The organism is Streptomyces tendae (assembly GCF_008632955.1).
GTDB lineage: Bacteria > Actinomycetota > Actinomycetes > Streptomycetales > Streptomycetaceae > Streptomyces.
The window spans coordinates 1,430,769-1,451,277 of sequence record NZ_CP043959.1; the positions used below are offsets into that span (position 1 = coordinate 1,430,769).

Here is a 20,509-nt window from a genome sequence, read left to right on the forward strand (position 1 = left end):
CGGGAAAACCGCTGCGCCGACGCCGGACGCGCGTGCGATGCTCAGGGGCGTGGAGACCAAGTCCGTCAGTCCCGTGTTCGTCGGCCGTTCCGCCGAACTCGCCACTCTGTACGACGTGTTCACCCGCGCCGGCGCCGGCGAACCGCAGGCGCTGCTGATCGGCGGCGAGGCCGGGGTGGGCAAGACCCGCCTCGTGGAGGAGTTCGCCGCCGCGGCCCGCGACCGGGGCGCGGTCGTCGCCGCCGGCGGCTGCGTGGAGATCGGCGCCGACGGGCTGCCCTTCGCCCCGTTCTCCACCGCCCTGCGCCAGCTGCGCCGGGAGCTCCCCGAGCAGCTCGCGGCCGCCGCCTCGGGCCAGGAGGAGGAACTGGCCCGCCTGCTGCCCGAACTCGGCACCGCCGCCGCCCGCCAGGCCCGCCGCGACGAACAGGGCATGGCCCGCCTCTTCGAGCTCACCGCCCGACTGCTGGAACGGGTCGCCGCCGAGCGCACCGTCGTCCTCGTCCTGGAGGACCTGCACTGGGCGGACGCCTCCACCCGCCACCTGCTCGCCTACCTGTTCCGCACCCTGGGCACCGGCCGCCTCGTCGTCCTCGCCACCTACCGCTCCGACGACATCCACCGCCGCCACCCACTGCGCCCCCTGCTCGCCGAACTCGACCGGCTGCGCACCGTGCTCCGCGTCGAACTGGGCCGCTTCAACCGCGAGGAGGTGCACCGGCAGATCGCCGGCATCCTCGCCCGCGAACCCGAACCGCACCACGTCGACGAGATCTTCGAACGCTCCGACGGCAACGCCTTCTTCGTCGAGGAACTCGCCGTCGCCGCCCACGAGGGCTGCCGCACCGGCCTCACCGACTCCCTGCGCGACCTGCTCCTGGTCCGGGTCGAGACCCTCCCGGAGAACGCCCAGCGGGTGGCCCGGATCGTCGCCGAGGGCGGCTCCGCCGTCGAGGACCGGCTGCTCGCCGCCGTCGCCGGACTCGGCGAGGACGAGCTCATCGAGGCCCTGCGCGCGGGCGTCAACGCCAGCATCCTCACCCCCGCCCCCGAGCGCGACGGCTACCGCTTCCGGCACTCCCTGGTCCGCGAGGCCGTCAGCGACGACCTGCTGCCCGGCGAGCGCTCCCGCCTCAACCGCCGCTTCGCCGAGGCCCTGGAGGCCGACCCCGCCCTCGTCCCCGCCGACGAACGGGCGACCCGGCTGGCCAGCTACTGGTACCACGCCCACGACGCCGCCAAGGCCCTGCCCGCCGTCCTCGACGCCTCCGTCGAGGCCCGCAGACGCCACGCCTACGCCGAACAACTGCGCCTGCTGGAGCGGGCGATGGAGCTGTGGGACGCCGTCCCCGACGCCGTGCGCGCCGCACTGCGCCCGCTCGACCACGCCGAGACCTACCCCTGCGCGGTGCCGGAAGGACCCGACGGAACGCCCGACGCCCACGACGCCGGGGGCAGGCCGCTGCGCTATCTCGACCTCATGGCGGAGGCCGCCGTCGCCGGCCGCCTCTGCGGGGAGCGCGAACGCGCCCTGAAGATCACCAAGCGGGCGCTGCGCCTCCTCGACGAGGACCCCGACCCGCTGCGTGCCGCGTGGTTCTGGGTGCAGCGCTCCCGGCTCACCCAGGCCCTCTCCCGTGGCGACGGCTGGGACGAGCTCGGCACCGCGCGGGAACTGGTGCGCGGACTGCCGCCCTCCGAGGTGCACGCCGAGGTGCTGGCCTCCGCGGCCGGCTGGTCGATGCTGCACGAACCCGGCGCGGACGCCATGACCGCCGCGGAACGCGCCGTCGAGTACGCCCGCATGGTCGGCGCCCACGACATCGAGCTCAACGCCCGGCTGACCCTCGGCGGCCTCATGGTCGACGCCGGTGACATCGACGCCGGACTGGCCGAGCTGTACGAGGTCAAGGAACGGGCCACCGAACTCGGCGTCGACACGGTGGTGGCGCGCGCCTTCGTGAACCTGCCGTCCGTGCTCGAGGGCGTCGGCCGCTCCGAGGAGGCCGTGCGGCTGCTCGAGGAGGGCGTGCGGGTCACCCGGCGGCTCGGACTGGTGGACCCCGAGGGCTGGATGTGGGGCAACCTCGCCGAGTCCCTCATCTCCGTGGGCCGCTGGGACGAGGCGGAGCGGGCCGCGGCCAGCGCGCAGCGCCCCGGGCAGGGCGCCAAGCCGCGCGCCGGCGGCTCGATCCGCCTGGCGCACCTGGCCCACCTCCGGGGGGACGCCGCCGGGGCGGTCCGCCGCCTCGCCGAGGCCCGCGCCCAGTTCGGCACCCACGACCCGATGCCGCAGTACGCCCTCCCGATGACGTGGGTCGCCCTCCATGTCGCCGCCGCCGAGGGCCGCGTCGACGAGGCCCGCGCCCAGCTGTTCGACGCACTGGGCACCGGTTTCCCGCCCGGCACCCAGCGTTACGGCTGGCCCCTGCTGCTCGCCGCCGCCACGGCCGAGGCCGACCGGTACGGCGACCCGGCGACCGAGGCCGGCCGCGCGCAGGTCCTCGACCGCATCCGCGGCGCGGCGAAGCGCCTGGCCACCGGAGTCCCCCTGTGGACGGCCCACGACCTGTGGCTGCGCGCCGAGCTGCTGCGCGCCGAGGGCAGGACCGAGCCGGACGCGTGGTCCGAGGCCGTGGCCGCGACGGAACCGCTGGGGCGGCCCTACGACCTCGCCTGCGTCCGCCTGCGGCTCGCCGAGGCGCTGCTGGCCGCGGGCGCGGAGGAGGACGAGCGGGCCCGCGCCACCGAACTGCTGCGGCTGGTGGCCGCCGTCGCCGGTCACCTCGGCGCGGCGCCGCTGGCGCGCGAGGCCGTGCTGCTGGCCCGGCGCGGTCGCCTGGCGCTGACGCCCGCCCCGCGCGAGGACACGCCCCCGCCGGCCGACCCGGCCGAGGCGCTCGGGCTGACCAGCCGGGAGCGGGACGTCCTGCGCCTGGTGGCCGCCGGACACACCAACCGCCGTATCGCCGAGGAACTGTTCATCTCGCCGAAGACGGCCAGCGTCCACGTCTCGAACATCCTCGCCAAGCTGGGCGTCTCCGGCCGTGGCGAGGCGGCGGCCGTGGCCCACCGGGTGGGCCTGGTCCCGGCCGGGGCCGGACAGCGGGAGACCGCGCGACAATCGGTGTAGGGCGAACGCGGCCCGGCACCCGTGGCCCTGGGAAGGGGAGCGATGTTCAACGCCTTCGAGGAGCTGTTCGCCCCCGGACGCAAGCACGGCGACGACGAACGCAAGCGCCTGGAACTGAGCCGGGAGGACGTCGGTGACGCCGACCCCGGACGCGGGCCGATAGACCTCGCGTCCGGGAAGGTCACCGTCCGCCGTCCGGCGCCCTTGGAGGGCAATGCCGAGGACGCCTCCGAAGGGGAGCGGCCCGCCGGCTAGCGCACCCGGAGCTCCAGGATGCGGTCGTCGTCCTTCTTCGGGTCGCCCCGGCCGTCCGTGTTGCTGGTCACCAGCCACAGCCGGTCGCCGCCCGCGGCGACCACGGTGCGCAGCCGGCCGTACTCGTCCTCCAGGAAGGCCTGCGGGTCCGCGGATGCCTCCGTGCCCTTGAGCGGTATGCGCCACAGCCGGTCGCCGCCCAGCCCCGCCATCCAGACGGAGCCCTCGGCGTACGCGATGCCGCTGGGGGACGCCTCGTCGGTGCTCCACTGGGCGATCGGGTTGTGGAAACCGCCCTCGTCGGAGTGGCCCTCCGCCTCCGGCCAGCCGTAGTTGTCGCCCGGCGCGACGGCGTTCAGCTCGTCCCAGGTCTCCTGGCCGAACTCCGAGGCGAACAGCCGCTGTTCAGGGTCCCAAGCCAGGCCCTGCACATTGCGGTGGCCGTAGGAGTACACGGGGGAGCCGGGGAACGGGTTGCCCGGGGCCGGTTCGCCGTCCGGGGTCATCCGCAGGATCTTGCCGCCCAGGGACTCCTTGTCCTGGGACAGGCCCGTGTCGCCGCTCTCGCCCGTGCCCGCGTAGAGCATGCGGTCCGGGCCGAAGGCGATCCGTCCGCCGTTGTGCACGAATCCCTTGGGGATGCCCCGGAAGACCGTGTCGGGAGCCCCCAGTTGCTCGTCGGCCGGCTTCCGCTCGGTGTACAGCATGCGCACGATGCGGTTGTCGGAGGCCGAGGTGAAGTAGGCGTAGATCATGTGGTCCGAGGCGAACTCGGGGGACAGGGCGATGCCCAGCAGACCGCCCTCGCCCTCGGGGGAGACCCCGGGCACCTCGCCCAGCTCGGTCTTCCTGCCGGTCTTCCCGTCGACCCGGGTGATCGTGGCGTCGTCCCGGGAGGACACCAGGAGGTCGCCGTCCGGCAGCGGGGCCAGGCCCCAGGGCGTGCCCAGTCCCGTCGCCACCGTGCGGACGACGGTCACCGAGCCCTTCGCGGGCGGGGTCTCCTCGGCCTTCCCGGCAGGCGAGGAGGGGGCCGCCGCGGCGGTGGATGCGGTGCCGTCCCGGTCCGGCGGTGCTCCCTCGTCGGAGGAGCAGCCGGCCGTCAGCAGGAACGCGGCGGCGGCCAGCACGGCCGTCACGGCTCGTCGTTGCACGATCTCGTCCCTTCGACGCGGCGGGTTCTGTCTGTCATACACCGCTCGCGCCTCCCAGGTTCCCGCTTCGCCCGGGCCGAACCCCCGGCCCGCATCCCAGGCGGCCCCGCCGGGCATCAGGTCCCGCCCGCCGCCCGCCGCCCGCCGCCCGCCGCCCGCCGCCCGGCCACCGTCGGCCACCGGTCACGAGGGTTCGCGCTCCCCGGCCGGTGACACGAGCCCGCTCAGTCCCAGGACCCCTGCGCCGCCGGAAGGGCCGCGATCTCCGCGAGGTCCCGTTCCGTCAGGCGCAGGTCCGCCGCGGCCGCGTTCTCCGTGACCCACCGCTCCCGCTTCGTGCCCGGCACCGGAATCACCTGGCGGCCCCGGCTCAGCACCCAGGCCAGCGCCACCTGCGCCGGGGTCACGTGCTCCCCGTGCCGGCGCGCGATCCGGCGCAGACCCACCACGATCGGCTGGTTAGCGGCCATCATCTCGGCCGTGAAGCGGGGGTGCCGGGCGCGCAGGTCGTCCGCCTCGAACCCCACCCCGGGGGTCAGCGTGCCGGTCAGGAAGCCGTTGCCCAGCGGCATCGCCGCCAGGAAGCCGACGCCCCGCGACGCGCACCAGGGCAGCAGGTGCTCCAGCGCCTCGGGCGACCAGACCGAGAGCTCCGCCTCCACGGCGCTGACCGGGAAGACCTGCTGCACCCGCTCCAGCTGCCGGATCGTCGCGTCGTGCAGCCGCGCCCCCGGCCGGCGCGACGAACGCGCCCCGACCGCGCACAGCCCCAGCGCCCGCACCTTCCCCGCCCGCACCAGCTCCGCCATCGCGCCCCAGGTCTCCTCCACCGGCACCTCCGGGTCGGCGCGGTGCAGCTGGTAGAGGTCGATGACGTCGGTCTGCAGCCTGCGCAGCGACGCGTCGCAGGCCCGTCGGACGTACCCCGGGCGGCCGTTGGCCACGATGTGCTGGTCACCCACCAGCAGTCCGACCTTGGTCGACACGAAGGCGTCGGCGCGCCGCTCCTTCAACACCCGCCCCAGCAGCAGCTCGTTGGTGAACGGCCCGTACATGTCGGCGGTGTCGAGGAGGGACGAGCCGGCGTCCAGCGCCCGGTGCACCGCCTTCAGCGACTCCTCGCCACGCTGCCGGGACGTGCTGTAGGCCCAGCTCATCGGCATGCACCCGAGTCCTACGGCACCCACCGCGAGCGCCGCCGCGCCGATCGTCCTGCGCTCCACCTGCTCGTGACCCTCCCTCTCCGGTCCCCCAACCTAACCTCTGCGTCCGCGGACGCCTGAACTAGCCTCCGAAGCATGACTGCTGACGTGTGGCTCCCCATCCCGCCGGACGAGATCGAAGGGCTCCCCGAGGGGCCGCGGTACCACTTCTGGGACGGCGGTGACGCGTTCCCGGCCGACCCGGCGGACTGCGCCTTCTACGTCGTGCCGTACATGAGGCCCGCCGAGGTGTGCCTGCGGCCGCTGCCGCGGATGCGTTCCGTGCGCGTGGTGCAGACCCTGTCGGCCGGAACCGACCACGTGCAGCCGGGCCTGAAGGACCTGCCCGCGGGTGTGCGGCTGTGCAACGCCCGCGGGGTGCACGAGGCCAGCACCGCGGAGCTCGCGCTCACCCTGATCCTCGCCTCCCTGCGCGGCATTCCCGACTTCGTGCGGGCCCAGGACCGGGGGGAGTGGCGGGGCGGGTTCCGGCCGGCGCTCGCCGACCGGAACGTGCTGATCGTCGGGTACGGCTCGATCGGCGCGGCGGTCGAGGACCGGCTCGCTCCGTTCGAGGTCGCGCGGGTGGCGCGCGTCGCGCGCTCCGCGCGCACCACGGAGCGCGGGCCGGTGCATCCACTCACCGAACTGCCCTCCCTGCTGCCGGAGGCGGACGTCGTCGTCCTCTCCACCCCGCTGACCGACAGCACCCGGCACCTCGTGGACGCCGGATTCCTGGCCCGGATGAAGGACGGCGCCCTGCTCGTGAACGTCGCCCGGGGACCCGTCGTCGACACCAAGGCCCTGCTCACCGAGCTGGAGAGCGGCCGCCTCACCGCGGCCCTCGACGTCACCGACCCCGAACCGCTGCCCGCCGACCACCCGTTGTGGCGGGCCCCCGGCGTTCTCGTCAGCCCGCACGTCGGCGGACCCACGTCCGCCTTCCTCCCCCGCGCGAAGCGTTTGCTCCGCGACCAGTTGCGCCGATACGTGAACCGTGAAGAGCTCGGCAACGTGATCCTGGTGACGGGAAGGGAAGACGTGTAGTCCGCTTCGAGTACCGTCCGCATCTTCTCGGGAGCGGTGGGTACTCGACGGTCCGTTGATCGTCACGGAGCGTAGAGGACCTATGTCCCTGAGTGACGATACTGGTGTATCGTCCCGACTGGGGCTGCGCCGTCGACCAACGGCGCGGGGGAGCGACACGAAGACTGTGAGGGGGCGACGGGCGATGCACGGCCACTGGACGAGCGATCCGACGCGGCGGACGCGTCGGCGGCGACACCGGCGCGCGGACAAGCACAGGCGCGGCCACCACATCCGGTGCGGCGACCGGACCGACGGCGCCGGCCCTCACCACCACCCCGGCGACGGCCGGTGGACCGGCCGGCGGCCCAGGCCCCGGACGCACCGGGGACCGTGGGGCGCGGCCATGGCGCGGACCGGGAGGGACCGGTGAGCGCGCCGCCCTCGACCTCCACCCTGGACGGAGCGCTGCGTCCCGCGTCCGCCCCGCGGACACTGCTGCCCAATGCGCCCGCCGCCGGCCGCCGGCCCGGTCCGGCGGCGCAACTCGTCCTGGCCCTGGTCTGTGCCGCCTACGCCGTAGGGGCCGCGTGCGGCTGGGGCTCCGAGCGACTGGCCCTGATCATGGGCGACTTCGGACTCAGCGCCGCCGCCGCTGCCGCCGCCGTGTCCTGCGTCGTCTACGCCCGCGGCCGCCGCACCCGCTACCGGCCCGCCTGGCTGCTGTTCGGCCTCTCCTCGGCCATGGCCTCCCTGGGCAACCTGGTCTGGGGCTGGTACGAGGTCGTGCTGAACCGCGAGGTTCCGAGCCCCAGTTACGCCGACCTGTTCTTCCTCTGCTTCGCGCCGCCCGCCATCGTCGGACTGCTGGTGCTCGCCAAACGGCCGGTGACCAAGGCCGGATGGGTCTGCCTAGGCCTCGACGCCTGGCTGATCGGCGGCTCGCTGCTGACCCTGGCGTGGAGTCTCGCGCTCGCCCAGGCCGCCCAGGCCGAGGGCCCGGGCGTCGCGCACGCGGCGCTGTCGCTGGCGTACCCGCTGCTCGACATCGCCCTCGTCAGCATGGTGCTGGCGCTGCACTTCCGGCGCTCGGCGGTCAACCGGTCCGCGGTGAACACCGCGATCGGGGCGCTCGCGCTCACCGTGATGTGCGACGCCCTGTTCACCTCCCCGCTGTTGCACGCCGACTACCGTCCGGGCAACTGCTCGACGCGGGCTGGTTCGCCGGCTCGCTGCTGCTGGCCTACGCCCCCTGGACGGCTCCCCGCCGCGGCGGACCGGAGCGGGAGGGGCACACGCGCGTGGTCCGCGAGCATCTGCCCGGACGGCGTGGCGCCCCGGACCACCAGCACGCCCTGCCGCCCGGCCAGGACCCCGGCCGGTACCAGCTCTCACGGCCCATCGCGGGATCCCTCGCCGCACTCACGCCGTACCTGGCGGCGGCCGTGTGCACCCTCGGCATCCTCTACAACGTCCTCAACGGGCGCAGCGTCGACCGCGTCGTGCTGCTCACCGGCGGCACCGTCGCGCTGGCGCTCGTCGTGCGCCAGGGCATCATGCTCCTCGACAACATCACCCTCACCCAGGAACTGGCGCAGAAGGAGAACCACTTCCGCTCCCTGGTGCAGGGGTCGAGCGACGTCATCATGATCGCGGCGCCCAGCGGCATCCTGCGCTACGTCTCACCGGCCGCCGCCGGGGTGTACGGCCGCCCGGCGGAGGAGCTGGTCGGCACCGAACTGGCCGCGCTCATCCACCCCGAGGACCTGGGCCGCGTGGTGCACGAGGTGCGCCGGTTCCTCGCCGCCGACCCGGTCGAGGAACCCACCACGCGCATCGAGTGCCGCTTCCGCTCCGGCGGCGGGGGAAGCTGGCTGAACGTGGAGTCGACGGTCAACCGTCACCACGGCGGTCTCATCTTCAACAGCCGTGACGTCACCGAGCGGGTGCGGCTCCAGGCCCAGCTCCAGCACAACGCCGAGCACGACCCGCTGACCGACCTGCCCAACCGCGCCCTGTTCACCCGCCGCGTACAGCAGGCCCTCTCCGGCCGCCGTGCCTCGGACCGCGGAGCCGCCCTGCGCGGCACGGCGGTGCTGTTCATCGACCTCGACGGCTTCAAGGGCGTCAACGACACCATCGGGCACCAGGCGGGCGACGAACTGCTCGTGCAGGCCGCCCGCAGACTCCAGGACGCCGTCCGCAAGGGCGACACCGCCTCCCGTCTGGGCGGCGACGAGTTCGCGGCCCTCATCGTCGGTGACGGCGTCCGTGACCGGGACGCCCGCGAGCGGCACCTCCTCGAACTCGCCGACCGGCTCAGAGTCACCCTCTCCCAGCCCTACCTCATCGACGGCAACGATGTCCGCGTCAACGCCTCCATCGGCGTCGCCTTCGCCGAGCCGGGACTCGGCGCGGGCGAACTGCTGCGCAACGCCGACCTCGCGATGTACCGGGCGAAGGCGGCCGGCAAGGGCCGGGTGGAGCTGTACGAGCCGCACATGCAACAGGACGTCGTACGCAAGGCGGAGCTGGCCACGCGGCTGCGCGCGGCGCTGCACCACGGCGAGTTCGCCCTGCTGCACCAGCCGGTGGTGTGCCTGGCGGACGGCCGGATCACCTCGGTGTGCGCCCAGGCGCGCTGGCGCTCCTCGCAGGGCGTGCTGTTCACCCCGGCGGAGTTCCTGCGCGTGGCGGAGGACAGCGAGAAGACCGCCGAGCTGGGCCGCTGGCTGCTGGACGAGGCCGTGGAGCAGGCCGCCGAACGGCACGCGACCGGGCTCCCCGTGCCGGTGGCCGTCCGGCTGAGCGCCCGCCGGCTGCTGGACCGGTCGCTGCCTCTCGGCTCGATCGAGGCCCTGCTCACCCGGCACGGACTCCCGTCCGGCTCGCTGATCGTGGAGCTGGCCGACATCGACCCCCGGGTCTCCCTCGACGAGCTGGAGCGCAGGCTGACCGTGCTCAAGCGGCTCGGCGTGCGGATCGCCCTGGACGGCTTCGGCAGCGGACCCGCGGCGATCACCGCCCTGCGGCGGTTGCCCGTCGACATGCTGAAGCTGGACCGCAGCCTGGTCGACGGAGTGGCCGAGTCCGCGCGGCTGTACAAGATCACGCACGGGCTGCTGCGGATCGCCTCCGACCTCGGACTGCAGTCCGTGGCCGACGGCGTGGACCTGTCCGAACAAGCCGAGGCCCTGCGCGCGATGGGCTGCACCCACGGGCAGGGTCTGGCCTTCTCCGGGCCGCTGGACGAGTACCGGCTGCGCCGGGCGCTGGCCGTCGGCCACTACCCGACGCCGCACGGACCGGCCGAACCGGTGCTCGCCGGCGGGGGTTCCGCGGTGTACTCCTCCGGGGTGACCGCGGTGCTCAAAGGTGGTACGGCACTCCGCTCACATAATGAGACTCCCGTCCCACCCACTTGACAGTGGGTGTGCGCCGGGGGGAGGGTCAGTGCCATGCGCACCCGAATTCTCGTACTTGGACAGCGCGTCGGCTGACGCTGAGCGACGAACGCTCAGCGACCCACCACCCGGCGCGCTCCCCTCGCTTGCCTTACGGCACGAGGGGTTTTTTGTTGCACAGGCACCAGTCGAGCAGCACGCGTAACCCGCACGAACTTCGCAAAAACCCTCAGCATCGAGAAGAGAATGCCGATGACCGAGCAGGCCACCGGGGCCCATCACCCGCAGCCGCGGCCCCGTTCCGGAGGACAGCAGTCCGCCCCCGTCGAGCACGTCACGGGCGCGCAGTCCCTCATCCGCTCCCTCGAGGAGGTCGGCGCCGACACGGTATTCGGTATCCCCGGCGGCACGATCCTGCCCGCCTACGACCCGCTGATGGACTCGACCCGGGTGCGCCACGTCCTGGTCCGTCACGAGCAGGGTGCCGGTCACGCGGCCACGGGTTACGCGCAGGCCACCGGCAAGGTGGGCGTCTGCATGGCGACCTCGGGACCCGGCGCCACCAACCTGGTCACGCCGATCGCCGACGCGCACATGGACTCCGTGCCGCTGGTGGCCATCACCGGCCAGGTCGTCTCCAAGGCGATCGGCACCGACGCCTTCCAGGAGGCGGACATCGTCGGCATCACCATGCCGATCACCAAGCACAGCTTCCTGGTCACCAAGGCGGAGGACATCCCCCGGGCGATCGCGCAGGCCTTCCACATCGCCTCCACCGGCCGCCCCGGCCCGGTGCTGGTGGACATCCCCAAGGACATCCTCCAGGCGAGGACCACCTTCTCCTGGCCGCCCGTCATGGACCTGCCCGGCTATCGGCCCGTCACCAAGCCGCACGCCAAGCAGATCCGCGAGGCCGCCAAGCTGATCACGGCCGCCAAGCGGCCCGTCCTGTACGTCGGCGGCGGCGTCATCAAGGCAGGCGCCACCGCCGAACTGAAGATGCTCGCAGAGCTCACCGGAGCGCCCGTCACCACCACCCTGATGGCGCTCGGCGCATTCCCCGACGGCCACCCGCTGCACGTGGGAATGCCGGGCATGCACGGTGCGGTCACCGCCGTCACCGCGCTGCAGAAGGCCGACCTGATCGTCGCCCTCGGAGCCCGCTTCGACGACCGTGTCACCGGCAAGCTGGACAGCTTCGCCCCGCACGCCAAGATCGTCCACGCCGACATCGACCCGGCCGAGATCGGCAAGAACCGCGCCGCCGACGTGCCGATCGTCGGTGACGCCCGCGAGGTCCTCGCCGACCTCATCCAGGCCGTCCAGAAGGAGCACGCGGAGGGCCACCGCGGCGACCACTCCGCCTGGTGGAACGACCTGAACCGCTGGCGCGACACCTACCCGCTGGGCTACGACCTGCCCGCGGACGGCTCCCTCTCCCCGCAGCAGGTCATCGAGCGCATCGGACAGCTGGCCCCCGAGGGCACCGTCTTCGCGGCGGGCGTCGGCCAGCACCAGATGTGGGCCGCGCACTTCATCCAGTACGACAAGCCCGCCACCTGGCTGAACTCCGGCGGCGCCGGAACCATGGGCTACGCGGTCCCCGCCGCCATGGGCGCCAAGGCGGGCGTGCCCGACCGCACGGTGTGGGCGATCGACGGCGACGGCTGCTTCCAGATGACCAATCAGGAGCTCACCACCTGCGCCCTGAACAACATCCCGATCAAGGTCGCGGTCATCAACAACGGCGCCCTCGGGATGGTCCGCCAGTGGCAGACCCTCTTCTACAACCAGCGGTACTCCAACACGGTCCTGCACTCCGGCCCCGACGACGTCAACCCGGAGGCGAGGGGCACCCGCGTCCCCGACTTCGTGAAGCTGGCCGAGGCCATGGGCTGCTACGCGATCCGCTGCGAGGACCCCGCCGACCTCGACAAGGTCATCGAGGAGGCCAACTCGATCAACGACCGCCCGGTCCTGGTGGACTTCATCGTCCACGAGGACGCGATGGTCTGGCCGATGGTCGCCGCCGGCACCTCCAACGACGAGATCATGGCCGCCCGGGACGTGCGCCCCGACTTCGGCGACAACGAAGACGACTGAGCGAGAGAGACCGAAGAGATCATGTCCAAGCACACGCTCTCCGTCCTGGTGGAGAACACCCCCGGCATCCTGGCCCGGATCGCCGCCCTGTTCTCCCGCCGCGGCTTCAACATCGACTCGCTCGCCGTGGGTGTCACCGAGCACCCCGACATCTCCCGCATCACCATCGTGGTGAGCGTCGACGAGTTCCCGCTGGAGCAGGTCACCAAGCAGCTCAACAAGCTCGTCAACGTGCTGAAGATCGTCGAACTCGAACCCGGGCACGCCGTCCAGCGCGAACTCGTTCTGGTGAAGGTGCGCGCCGACAACGAGACGCGCTCCCAGATCGTCGAGATCGTCCAGCTCTTCCGCGCCAAGACCGTGGACGTCTCCCCGGAGGCCGTGACCATCGAGGCCACCGGCAGCAGCGACAAGCTCTCCGCCATGCTCAAGATGCTGGAGCCGTTCGGCATCAAAGAGCTGGTCCAGTCCGGCACGATCGCGATCGGACGCGGTGCCCGTTCGATCACGGACCGGTCGCTGCGCGCCCTGGACCGGTCGGCGTAGGACCCTGAACGGGCGGCCGGGACACGGCCGGCCGCCCGCATCGCGAGACCCCCCACCTTCCCCCTCCCTCACCGTCATACGGTGGGACGCAACACCTGCACACAAGGAGAGAACCCAGTGGCCGAGCTGTTCTACGACGCCGACGCCGACCTGTCCATCATCCAGGGCCGCAAGGTCGCGGTCATCGGGTACGGCAGCCAGGGCCACGCCCACGCCCTGTCGCTGCGCGACTCCGGCGTCGACGTGCGCGTCGGTCTGCACGAGGGCTCCAAGTCCAAGGCCAAGGCCGAGGAGCAGGGCCTGCGCGTGGTGACCCCGTCCGAGGCCGCCGCCGAGGCCGACGTCATCATGATCCTCGTCCCGGACCCGATCCAGGGCCAGGTCTACGAGGAGTCCATCGCCCCGAACCTGAAGGACGGCGACGCGCTGTTCTTCGGCCACGGCTTCAACATCCGCTTCGGCTTCATCAAGCCCCCGGCCGGCGTCGACGTCTGCATGGTCGCCCCCAAGGGCCCGGGCCACCTGGTGCGCCGCCAGTACGAGGAGGGCCGCGGCGTCCCCTGCATCGCGGCCGTCGAGCAGGACGCCACGGGCAACGGCTTCGCGCTGGCCCTGTCGTACGCCAAGGGCATCGGCGGCACCCGCGCGGGCGTCATCAAGACGACCTTCACCGAGGAGACCGAGACCGACCTGTTCGGTGAGCAGGCCGTGCTGTGCGGTGGCACCGCGGCCCTGGTGAAGGCGGGCTTCGAGACCCTGACCGAGGCCGGCTACCAGCCGGAGATCGCCTACTTCGAGTGCCTGCACGAGCTGAAGCTCATCGTGGACCTCATGTACGAGGGCGGCCTGGAGAAGATGCGCTGGTCGATCTCCGAGACCGCCGAGTGGGGCGACTACGTCACCGGCCCGCGGATCATCACCGACGCCACCAAGGCCGAGATGAAGAAGGTCCTCGCCGAGATCCAGGACGGCACCTTCGCCCAGACCTGGATGGACGAGTACCACGGCGGCCTGAAGAAGTACGACGAGTACAAGAAGCAGGACTCCGAGCACCTCCTGGAGACCACCGGCAAGCAGCTGCGCAAGCTGATGAGCTGGGTCGACGAGGAGGCCTGAGCCGATCCGTCGGAAGGGCCGGAGCGGCATGCTCCGGCCCTTCGGGCGAACCAGGGGTAACGTCGGTGGTACCGCGTTGTCCGTCCCGTCCCACCACGGACGGGTGATCCTTCCGAAGCGGCGTAAGACGACGCCCTCGGCGCCACTAGACTGCTGCACTACATACGCGTCAGGCCCACAGCGTCGTGCGTCTTCCACGCGGCTAGCACTTCTTCACCGCCTGCGGCCGTCGGGACGGCCGTCCGCATTGGGACTTGTGAGGACTCACGTGAGCTCGAAACCCGTCGTACTCATCGCTGAAGAGCTGTCGCCCGCCACCGTCGACGCACTCGGCCCGGACTTCGAGATCCGGCACTGCAACGGCGCGGACCGAGCCGAACTGCTCCCCGCCATCGCCGACGTCGACGCGATCCTGATCCGCTCCGCCACCAAGGTGGACGCCGAGGCGATCGCCGCGGCGAACAAGCTGAAGGTCGTCGCGCGAGCCGGCGTCGGCCTCGACAACGTCGACGTCTCCGCCGCCACCAAGGCCGGCGTGATGGTCGTCAACGCCCCCACCTCCAACATCGTCACCGCCGCCGAGCTCGCCTGCGGTCTGATCGTCGCCACCGCGCGCAACATCCCGCAGGCCAACGCCGCGCTGAAGAACGGCGAGTGGAAGCGCAGCAAGTACACGGGCGTCGAGCTCGCCGAGAAGACCCTCGGTGTCGTGGGTCTGGGCCGCATCGGCGCCCTCGTCGCACAGCGCATGTCGGCCTTCGGCATGAAGGTCGTCGCGTACGACCCCTACGTCCAGCCGGCGCGCGCCGCGCAGATGGGCGTGAAGGTGCTGTCCCTCGACGAGCTGCTCGAGGTCTCCGACTTCATCACCGTGCACCTGCCGAAGACCCCCGAGACCCTCGGGCTGATCGGCGACGAGGCGCTGCGCAAGGTCAAGCCGAGCGTGCGCGTCATCAACGCCGCGCGCGGCGGCATCGTCGACGAGGAGGCGCTGTACTCGGCGCTCAAGGAGGGCCGCGTCGCCGGCGCCGGCCTCGACGTGTACGCCAAGGAGCCCTGCACCGACTCCCCGCTCTTCGAGTTCGACCAGGTCGTCTGCACCCCGCACCTCGGCGCCTCCACCGACGAGGCCCAGGAGAAGGCCGGTATCGCCGTCGCCCGCTCGGTGCGCCTGGCGCTCGCCGGTGAGCTGGTCCCCGACGCGGTGAACGTGCAGGGCGGGGTCATCGCCGAGGACGTCAAGCCGGGCCTGCCGCTGGCCGAGCGCCTCGGCCGGATCTTCACCGCGCTGGCGGGCGAGGTCGCGGTCCGCCTCGACGTCGAGGTGTACGGCGAGATCACCCAGCACGACGTGAAGGTGCTGGAACTCTCCGCGCTCAAGGGTGTCTTCGAGGACGTCGTCGACGAGACCGTCTCCTACGTCAACGCCCCGCTGTTCGCCCAGGAGCGCGGTGTCGAGGTCCGGCTGACCACCAGCTCGGAGTCGGCCGAGCACCGCAACGTGGTCACCGTGCGCGGCACCCTCGCGGACGGCGAGGAGATCTCGGTCTCCGGCACGCTGGCCGGTCCGAAGCACGTCCAGAAGATCGTCGCGGTCGGCGAGTACGACGTCGACCTCGCGCTCGCCGACCACATGGTCGTCCTGCGCTACGAGGACCGCCCGGGTGTCGTCGGCACCGTCGGCCGCATCCTCGGCGAGGCGGGGATCAACATCGCCGGCATGCAGGTCGCCCGTGCGACGGTCGGCGGCGAGGCGCTGGCCGTGCTGACGGTCGACGACACCGTGACCACCACGGTGCTGGGTGAGCTGGCCGCGGAGATCGGGGCGACCTCGGCCCGTTCCGTGAACCTGGTCTGAGACTCCGGGGGCTTCGCCCCCGGTGCCCCCCCGTTCGCCCTGAACGGACTCGTCCTCACACGCCGGACGGGCTGAGTGTGTCAGCCTGTCCGGCGTTCTCCGTGTCCGGCCGCACGCGGATGTGCCGCAGTCCCGCCACCGCGACCGCCGCCGCGACGAGGAGAAGCAGCGCCCCGGCGATCGCGGCGCCCCGCATCCCGTCGGTGAACGCCTCGCGTGCCGCCGCGGCCAGGACGTCCCCCGCGCGCCCCGGCAGTTCGGCGGCGACGGCCAGCGCGCCGCCCAGGGTCTCCTGGGCCGGGGCGGGGGCAGAGTCCGGCATCCCGTGGCGGTAGACGGCGGTGCCGACGGACCCCAGGGCTGCCATGCCCAGGGCGCCGCCGAACTCGGTGCCGGTCTCCAGCAGGGAGGACGCGGCGCCCGCCCGGTCCACGGGGGCCGAGCTCAGCGCCAGGTCGGTGAGCAGGGACATCACGACGACGATGCCCGCGGCCATCACCCCGCAGGCGGCCAGCACCAGCCACAGCGAGTCCGTGCCCGCCAGTGCGAGCAGGCCGTAGCCGCAGGCGGCGACGACGAATCCGGCGGTGACCACCCAGGCGCGTTCTACCCCGCGCCGCACCAGCTGGGCGGCGGCCGGCGCGGCGGCGCCGATCAGCACCGACGGCAGCAGGCTCCACAGCGCGGCCTCCAGGGCGCTCCTGCCGAGGACCGACTGCAGGTACTGGGTGGTGAAGTAGGCCGAGCCCATCATGCCGAAGGCGGACAGGGTGTTGAGGGCGAGCGCGGGGCTGAAGCCGTGCCCTCGGAACAGCGCGGGCGGGATCATCGGTGACGTCGCGGTGCGCTGCCGGTGGACGAACAGCGCGGCGAACAGCAGGCCGACGGTGATCGAGACGACGTACCGGACGTTCCAGCCCTCGGAGGGCAGTTCCTTCAGGCCGTAGACGACGGGCAGCACCGCGGCCATGGACAGCGGGACGCTCAGCAGGTCGAAGCGGCCGGGGGAGGGATTCCGCGACTCGGGGAGCAGCACCGGACCGAGCACCAGCAGCAGGACCATCGCGGGCAGGTTGACCAGGAAGACCGAGCCCCACCAGAAGTGCTCGACCAGCAGCCCGCTCATCACCGAGCCGAGGGCGATGCCGCCGGTCATCACCCCGGACCACAGCCCGATCGCCTTGGCCCGCTGGCCGGGGTCGGTGAACATCGTGCGGACCAGCGCCATGGTCGAGGGCATCAGGGTGGCGCCGCCGATGCCGAGGACCGCGCGGGCGACGATCAGGGTCTCCGCGCTGTGCGCGTAGGCGGCGAGCAGGGAGGCGGCGCCGAAGGCGGCCGCGCCGGCGAGCAGCAGCCTGCGGCGGCCGATGCGGTCGCCGAGCGCGCCCATGGTCATCAGCAGTCCGGCCAGCACGAAGCCGTAGATGTCGAAGATCCACAGTTGCTGGGTGCCGGTCGGCTCCAGATCGGCGCTGATCTGCGGGACCGCGAAGTAGAGGACGGAGACGTCCATCGAGACCAGCAGCAGCGGCAGCATCAGCACGCAGAGCGCGGTCCACTCACGGCGGCCGGCCCGGGGCGGGTGGGTGTTGGATGTCATGCCGGTGACTGTACGCACGTCTTATACGGCTGTCTAGAACGCTTGTATAAGACGGCTGTATGAACACCGGGGTAGGCTGCCGCCATGGGACACCGTGAGGATCTGCTCGAGGGCGCCAAGCGCTGCCTGCTCGCCAAGGGGTTCGTGCGTACGACGGCGCGCGACATCGTCAAGGAGTCGGGGACCAACCTCGCGTCCATCGGCTACCACTACGGCTCCAAGGACGCGCTGCTCGCCCAGGCCTACGTCTCCCTCGTGGAGGGCATGGGCGACGCCTTCGACGGCGACGGCACGGTGGACGAGGCCGCGCCCGGCTCACTGGAGCGGTTCGAGCGGGTGTGGGCGAACATCATCGCCACCATGAAGGACCCCGGCTCGGTGTGGCGGCTCAGCATGGAGGTCCTGGCCCTCGGCGACCGGCTGCCCGAGGTGCGCGCACACCTGGCCGCGGCCCAGCGGGAGGCCGGGCGCGGACTGGTGCCGTTGCTGATGGGCGGCCGGGAGGAGGACGTGTCCGACGAGACCGCCGACACCCTGGGCTCCTTCTACGTCACGCTGATGACGGGTCTCATCGCCCAGTGGACCTTCGACCCGGACAGTGCTCCCGACGCCCGGCGGCTCACCGCCGGCCTGCGCCAGGTGTTCCGGGCGGCCACGGACAAGGCACCCGAGGCGGCCACGCACAACCCACCCGCGGCGGCCCCGGACGGCGCACCCGGGGCGGCCACCGGGAACGCGCCTACAGACGGTGCGCCTTGAGCGCCATGTGCAGCAGCAGGCGGTCCTCCCCGTCGTCCAGGTCCAGGCCCGTGAGCTGCTCGATCCGCGACAGCCGGTAGTACAGCGTCTGGCGGTGGATGCCCAGCTCCGCCGCCGTGCGCCCGGCCTGGCCCGCGCAGTCGAGGTACGCCTCGGCGGTGCGGGCCAGCTCGGTGTGCGCGGGGGAGAGCAGCGGGCCGACCGCGGGGTCGTGGGCGGCGCCGGGCGACAGCGCGGTCAGCAGGCGGTACGGGCCGATCGACGCCCAGCGGGCGACCGGCCCGAGGCGGGGTTCGGCCAGCGCCGCCCGCGCCGACGCCGACGCCTCGTCCCAGGCGGTGCCCAGGTCGGCCAGGCCGCTGCGGGGCGCGGCGATGCCGGCGGCCACCGGAGGAGGCCCGGACCGGCCCGCCGGACGGCTGTCGCGGGCCCGCTCCAGCAGCCGCCCGGCCGCCGTCGTCGCCGGTGACAGCACGTCGGTCGAGCGCAGCCGCAGCAGCAGCGCCAGCGACACCGAGGTGGCCCCCCACGGCAGGGTGCACAGCGCCGTCGCCCCCGGCACCGTACGGACGGAGGGCGCGTCGTCGGGGTCGGCGGACGGCCAGGGGGCGACGCAGACCACCGTGTGCAGGCGTTCGGAGCGAGGGCCGAGGGCGCTGCGCAGCTCGGCGACCGCCATGTCCCGCTGCCAGTCCCGCTCCGCGGTCAGCACCGCGCGCAGCTCGCGTGTGAGGTCCGCGCCGTGCTGGGCCTCGTCCGCGAGCAGCGCGCCGATCCGCGCCGTCACCCGCATGGCCGCGTCCAGCTGCTCCGGTGTCGGCCCCGGGTCGTCCTCCAGGAGCCAGACGTACCCGAGGGCGATCCCGCGATGGCGCACCGGGAGACAGACGCGCCCCCGGTGCACGCCCGCCTCCGGGGTGCGCGGGATGCGGACCGGGCCGGTCGCGCGGGTGATGCCGAAGCCCTCGAACCAGGCGCGGACCGCCGCCGTGGAGCGCCGGGTCAGGATCGAGCGGGCGCGCACCGGGTCCAGGGCGGACGGGTCGAGGTCACCCTCGCTGTCGTACGCGCCGAAGGCGATCAGCTCGAAGTCGCGGTTCTCCAGGGTCGCCGGAGCGCCGAGGAGCTCCGAGATCTCGTCCACCAGCTCCTGGTAGTCGTCCCTGTATTCCGACGTCACCCGGGCATTCTGCCTCAAAAGCCGGCGCCCTTCATACATCTGTCTGAGATCTGGTTCAGGGATGCGTGACGTCTGTCGATGGCACAGGATCGGGGTCATCCTTAGGTTTCACGGTGGTTCTCCGTGCCGTCCCCGAAACGTCGGGTGACGGCCTCATGCAGCTTGTGGAGGTGCCCCGTGCTGGGTCCCGTGATTCTCGCCGCGTCGCGCAGCGACCGGATGCGACGCCTGATCTCGGCGGCCCCGGTGACCAAGCAGGTCGTCGACCGCTTCATCCCCGGTGAGACCGTCGACGAGATCCTGCCCATCGTCCAGGAGCTCACCGGCAACGGGCTGGAGCTGACCATGGACGTCGTCGGCGAGGACATCACCACGCCCGCGCAGGCCGCCGCCGCCCGTGACGCCTACCTGGAGCTGATCGGCCGGCTGAAGCCGCTGGAGCTCGGGCCGCGCGCCGAGATGTCGGTGAAGCTGTCGATGTTCGGTCAGTCCCTCCCGTCGCCCACCGCCGGCCTCGACGGAGGACCCTCCGGGTCCACCTCCGCGTTTCCCGGCGGCCACGAACTGGCCCTCGCCAACGTCCGCCCGGTCGTCGAGGCCGCCGCCGAGATCGGCACCACGGTCACCCTCGACGCCGAGGACCACACCACCCTCGACTCGATGTTCGCCATCCACGAGGAGCTGCGGAAGGACTTCCCGCAGACCGGCTGCGTCATCCAGGCCTACCTCTTCCGCACCGAGGAGGACGCGCGCCGCCTTGCCGCGGCCGGCAGTCGCGTACGGTTGGTGAAGGGCGCCTACAAGGAGCCCGCCGAGGTCGCCTACCAGCAGAAGCACGAGATCGACAAGGCGTACGTGCGCATCCTGCGGACGCTGATGGAGGGCGAGGGCTACCCGATGATCGGGTCGCACGACCCGCGCCTGATCTCCATCGCCCAGGAACTGGCCCGCACCGCCGGACGCAAGCTCGACGAGTACGAGTTCCAGATGCTCTACGGCATCCGCGGGGACGAGCACCTGCGGCTCGCCGCCGAGGGGCACCGCATGCGCGTCTACACCGCCTACGGCACCGACTGGTACGGCTACTTCATGCGGCGTCTGGCGGAGAAGCCGGCCAACCTCCGGTTCTTCGCCCGCAGCATGATCACCAAGGGCTGACACCACACCGCT

The 20,509-nt window shown here is 72.5% G+C and carries 13 protein-coding genes and 1 pseudogene; 10 read left to right on the plus strand and 4 right to left on the minus strand.

Features of this window, described 5'->3' with window-relative positions; translation table 11 throughout:
* Positions 1 to 37 precede the first annotated feature (37 nt).
* Positions 38 to 3,133, plus strand: a complete 3,096-nt coding sequence (locus F3L20_RS35225) for a helix-turn-helix transcriptional regulator (RefSeq protein WP_150153048.1) — start codon at positions 38 to 40, stop codon at positions 3,131 to 3,133.
* A 42-nt stretch (positions 3,134 to 3,175) separates the two neighbouring features.
* A complete protein-coding gene (locus F3L20_RS06765) occupies positions 3,176 to 3,388 on the plus strand; it encodes a DUF6191 domain-containing protein (protein ID WP_145830211.1) in 213 nt (70 codons plus the stop codon).
* Here the strand turns inward: F3L20_RS06765 and F3L20_RS06770 are convergent.
* Positions 3,385 to 4,542, minus strand: a complete 1,158-nt coding sequence (locus F3L20_RS06770) for a PQQ-dependent sugar dehydrogenase (protein ID WP_240810854.1) — start codon at positions 4,540 to 4,542, stop codon at positions 3,385 to 3,387. The genes F3L20_RS06765 and F3L20_RS06770 overlap by 4 nt on opposite strands.
* Before the next feature lie 224 nt (positions 4,543 to 4,766).
* Positions 4,767 to 5,765, minus strand: a complete 999-nt coding sequence (locus F3L20_RS06775; RefSeq protein ID WP_150153050.1) for an aldo/keto reductase — start codon at positions 5,763 to 5,765, stop codon at positions 4,767 to 4,769.
* 75 nt (positions 5,766 to 5,840) lie between these two features.
* On the opposite strand from F3L20_RS06775, the gene F3L20_RS06780 reads away from it, so the two are divergent.
* From F3L20_RS06780 to serA, 6 genes and pseudogenes are all read left to right on the plus strand, one after another.
* Entirely contained in the window at positions 5,841 to 6,791 is a 951-nt protein-coding gene (locus tag F3L20_RS06780) for a 2-hydroxyacid dehydrogenase (RefSeq protein ID WP_150153052.1), read from the plus strand.
* A gap of 408 nt (positions 6,792 to 7,199) precedes the next feature.
* Positions 7,200 to 10,195 (plus strand): annotated as a pseudogene (locus tag F3L20_RS06785) (putative bifunctional diguanylate cyclase/phosphodiesterase).
* Between the two features lie 231 nt (positions 10,196 to 10,426).
* Positions 10,427 to 12,277 (plus strand): acetolactate synthase large subunit, encoded by a 1,851-nt coding sequence (locus F3L20_RS06790; protein WP_150153054.1) that lies wholly within the window; start codon positions 10,427 to 10,429, stop codon positions 12,275 to 12,277.
* A 21-nt stretch (positions 12,278 to 12,298) separates the two neighbouring features.
* Entirely contained in the window at positions 12,299 to 12,823 is a 525-nt protein-coding gene (gene ilvN / locus F3L20_RS06795; protein WP_024888027.1) for an acetolactate synthase small subunit, read from the plus strand.
* A 117-nt stretch (positions 12,824 to 12,940) separates the two neighbouring features.
* Entirely contained in the window at positions 12,941 to 13,939 is a 999-nt protein-coding gene (gene ilvC, locus F3L20_RS06800) for a ketol-acid reductoisomerase (RefSeq protein WP_024888026.1), read from the plus strand.
* A gap of 268 nt (positions 13,940 to 14,207) precedes the next feature.
* Positions 14,208 to 15,797 carry a phosphoglycerate dehydrogenase gene (serA, locus tag F3L20_RS06805; RefSeq protein ID WP_145830215.1) on the plus strand — a complete coding sequence of 530 codons (1,590 nt, stop codon included), beginning with the start codon at positions 14,208 to 14,210 and terminating at the stop codon, positions 15,795 to 15,797.
* 55 nt (positions 15,798 to 15,852) lie between these two features.
* On the opposite strand, the gene F3L20_RS06810 is transcribed toward serA, so the two are convergent.
* Entirely contained in the window at positions 15,853 to 17,400 is a 1,548-nt protein-coding gene (locus tag F3L20_RS06810; RefSeq protein WP_206338865.1) for an MFS transporter, read from the minus strand.
* A gap of 84 nt (positions 17,401 to 17,484) precedes the next feature.
* Between F3L20_RS06810 and F3L20_RS06815 the strand changes: the two genes are divergently transcribed.
* The gene (locus tag F3L20_RS06815) at positions 17,485 to 18,159 is read left to right on the plus strand and encodes a TetR/AcrR family transcriptional regulator (RefSeq protein ID WP_240810855.1); all 675 of its coding nucleotides are present in this window, start codon (positions 17,485 to 17,487) and stop codon (positions 18,157 to 18,159) included.
* Here the strand turns inward: F3L20_RS06815 and F3L20_RS06820 are convergent.
* Complete coding sequence (locus F3L20_RS06820) at positions 18,140 to 19,378, minus strand: PucR family transcriptional regulator (RefSeq protein ID WP_206338866.1); 1,239 nt, start codon at positions 19,376 to 19,378, stop codon at positions 18,140 to 18,142. The two genes, F3L20_RS06815 and F3L20_RS06820, sit on opposite strands and share 20 nt — an antisense overlap.
* 138 nt (positions 19,379 to 19,516) lie before the next feature.
* Between F3L20_RS06820 and F3L20_RS06825 the strand changes: the two genes are divergently transcribed.
* A complete protein-coding gene (locus tag F3L20_RS06825; RefSeq protein ID WP_150153060.1) occupies positions 19,517 to 20,497 on the plus strand; it encodes a proline dehydrogenase family protein in 981 nt (326 codons plus the stop codon).
* Positions 20,498 to 20,509: the final 12 nt, after the last annotated feature.

What these genes read in the sequence shown, in the direction of transcription:
- F3L20_RS35225 (WP_150153048.1), top strand. Translation starts at nt 38, where the DNA reads ATGCTCAGGGGCGTGGAGACCAAGTCCGTCAGTCCCGTGTTCGTCGGC.
- F3L20_RS06765 (WP_145830211.1), top strand. Translation starts at nt 3,176, where the DNA reads ATGTTCAACGCCTTCGAGGAGCTGTTCGCCCCCGGACGCAAGCACGGC.
- F3L20_RS06780 (WP_150153052.1), top strand. Translation starts at nt 5,841, where the DNA reads ATGACTGCTGACGTGTGGCTCCCCATCCCGCCGGACGAGATCGAAGGG.
- F3L20_RS06790 (WP_150153054.1), top strand. Translation starts at nt 10,427, where the DNA reads ATGACCGAGCAGGCCACCGGGGCCCATCACCCGCAGCCGCGGCCCCGT.
- ilvN (WP_024888027.1), top strand. Translation starts at nt 12,299, where the DNA reads ATGTCCAAGCACACGCTCTCCGTCCTGGTGGAGAACACCCCCGGCATC.
- F3L20_RS06810 (WP_206338865.1), bottom strand. Translation starts at nt 17,400, where the DNA reads ATGACATCCAACACCCACCCGCCCCGGGCCGGCCGCCGTGAGTGGACC.
- F3L20_RS06815 (WP_240810855.1), top strand. Translation starts at nt 17,485, where the DNA reads ATGGGACACCGTGAGGATCTGCTCGAGGGCGCCAAGCGCTGCCTGCTC.
- F3L20_RS06820 (WP_206338866.1), bottom strand. Translation starts at nt 19,378, where the DNA reads ATGTATGAAGGGCGCCGGCTTTTGAGGCAGAATGCCCGGGTGACGTCG.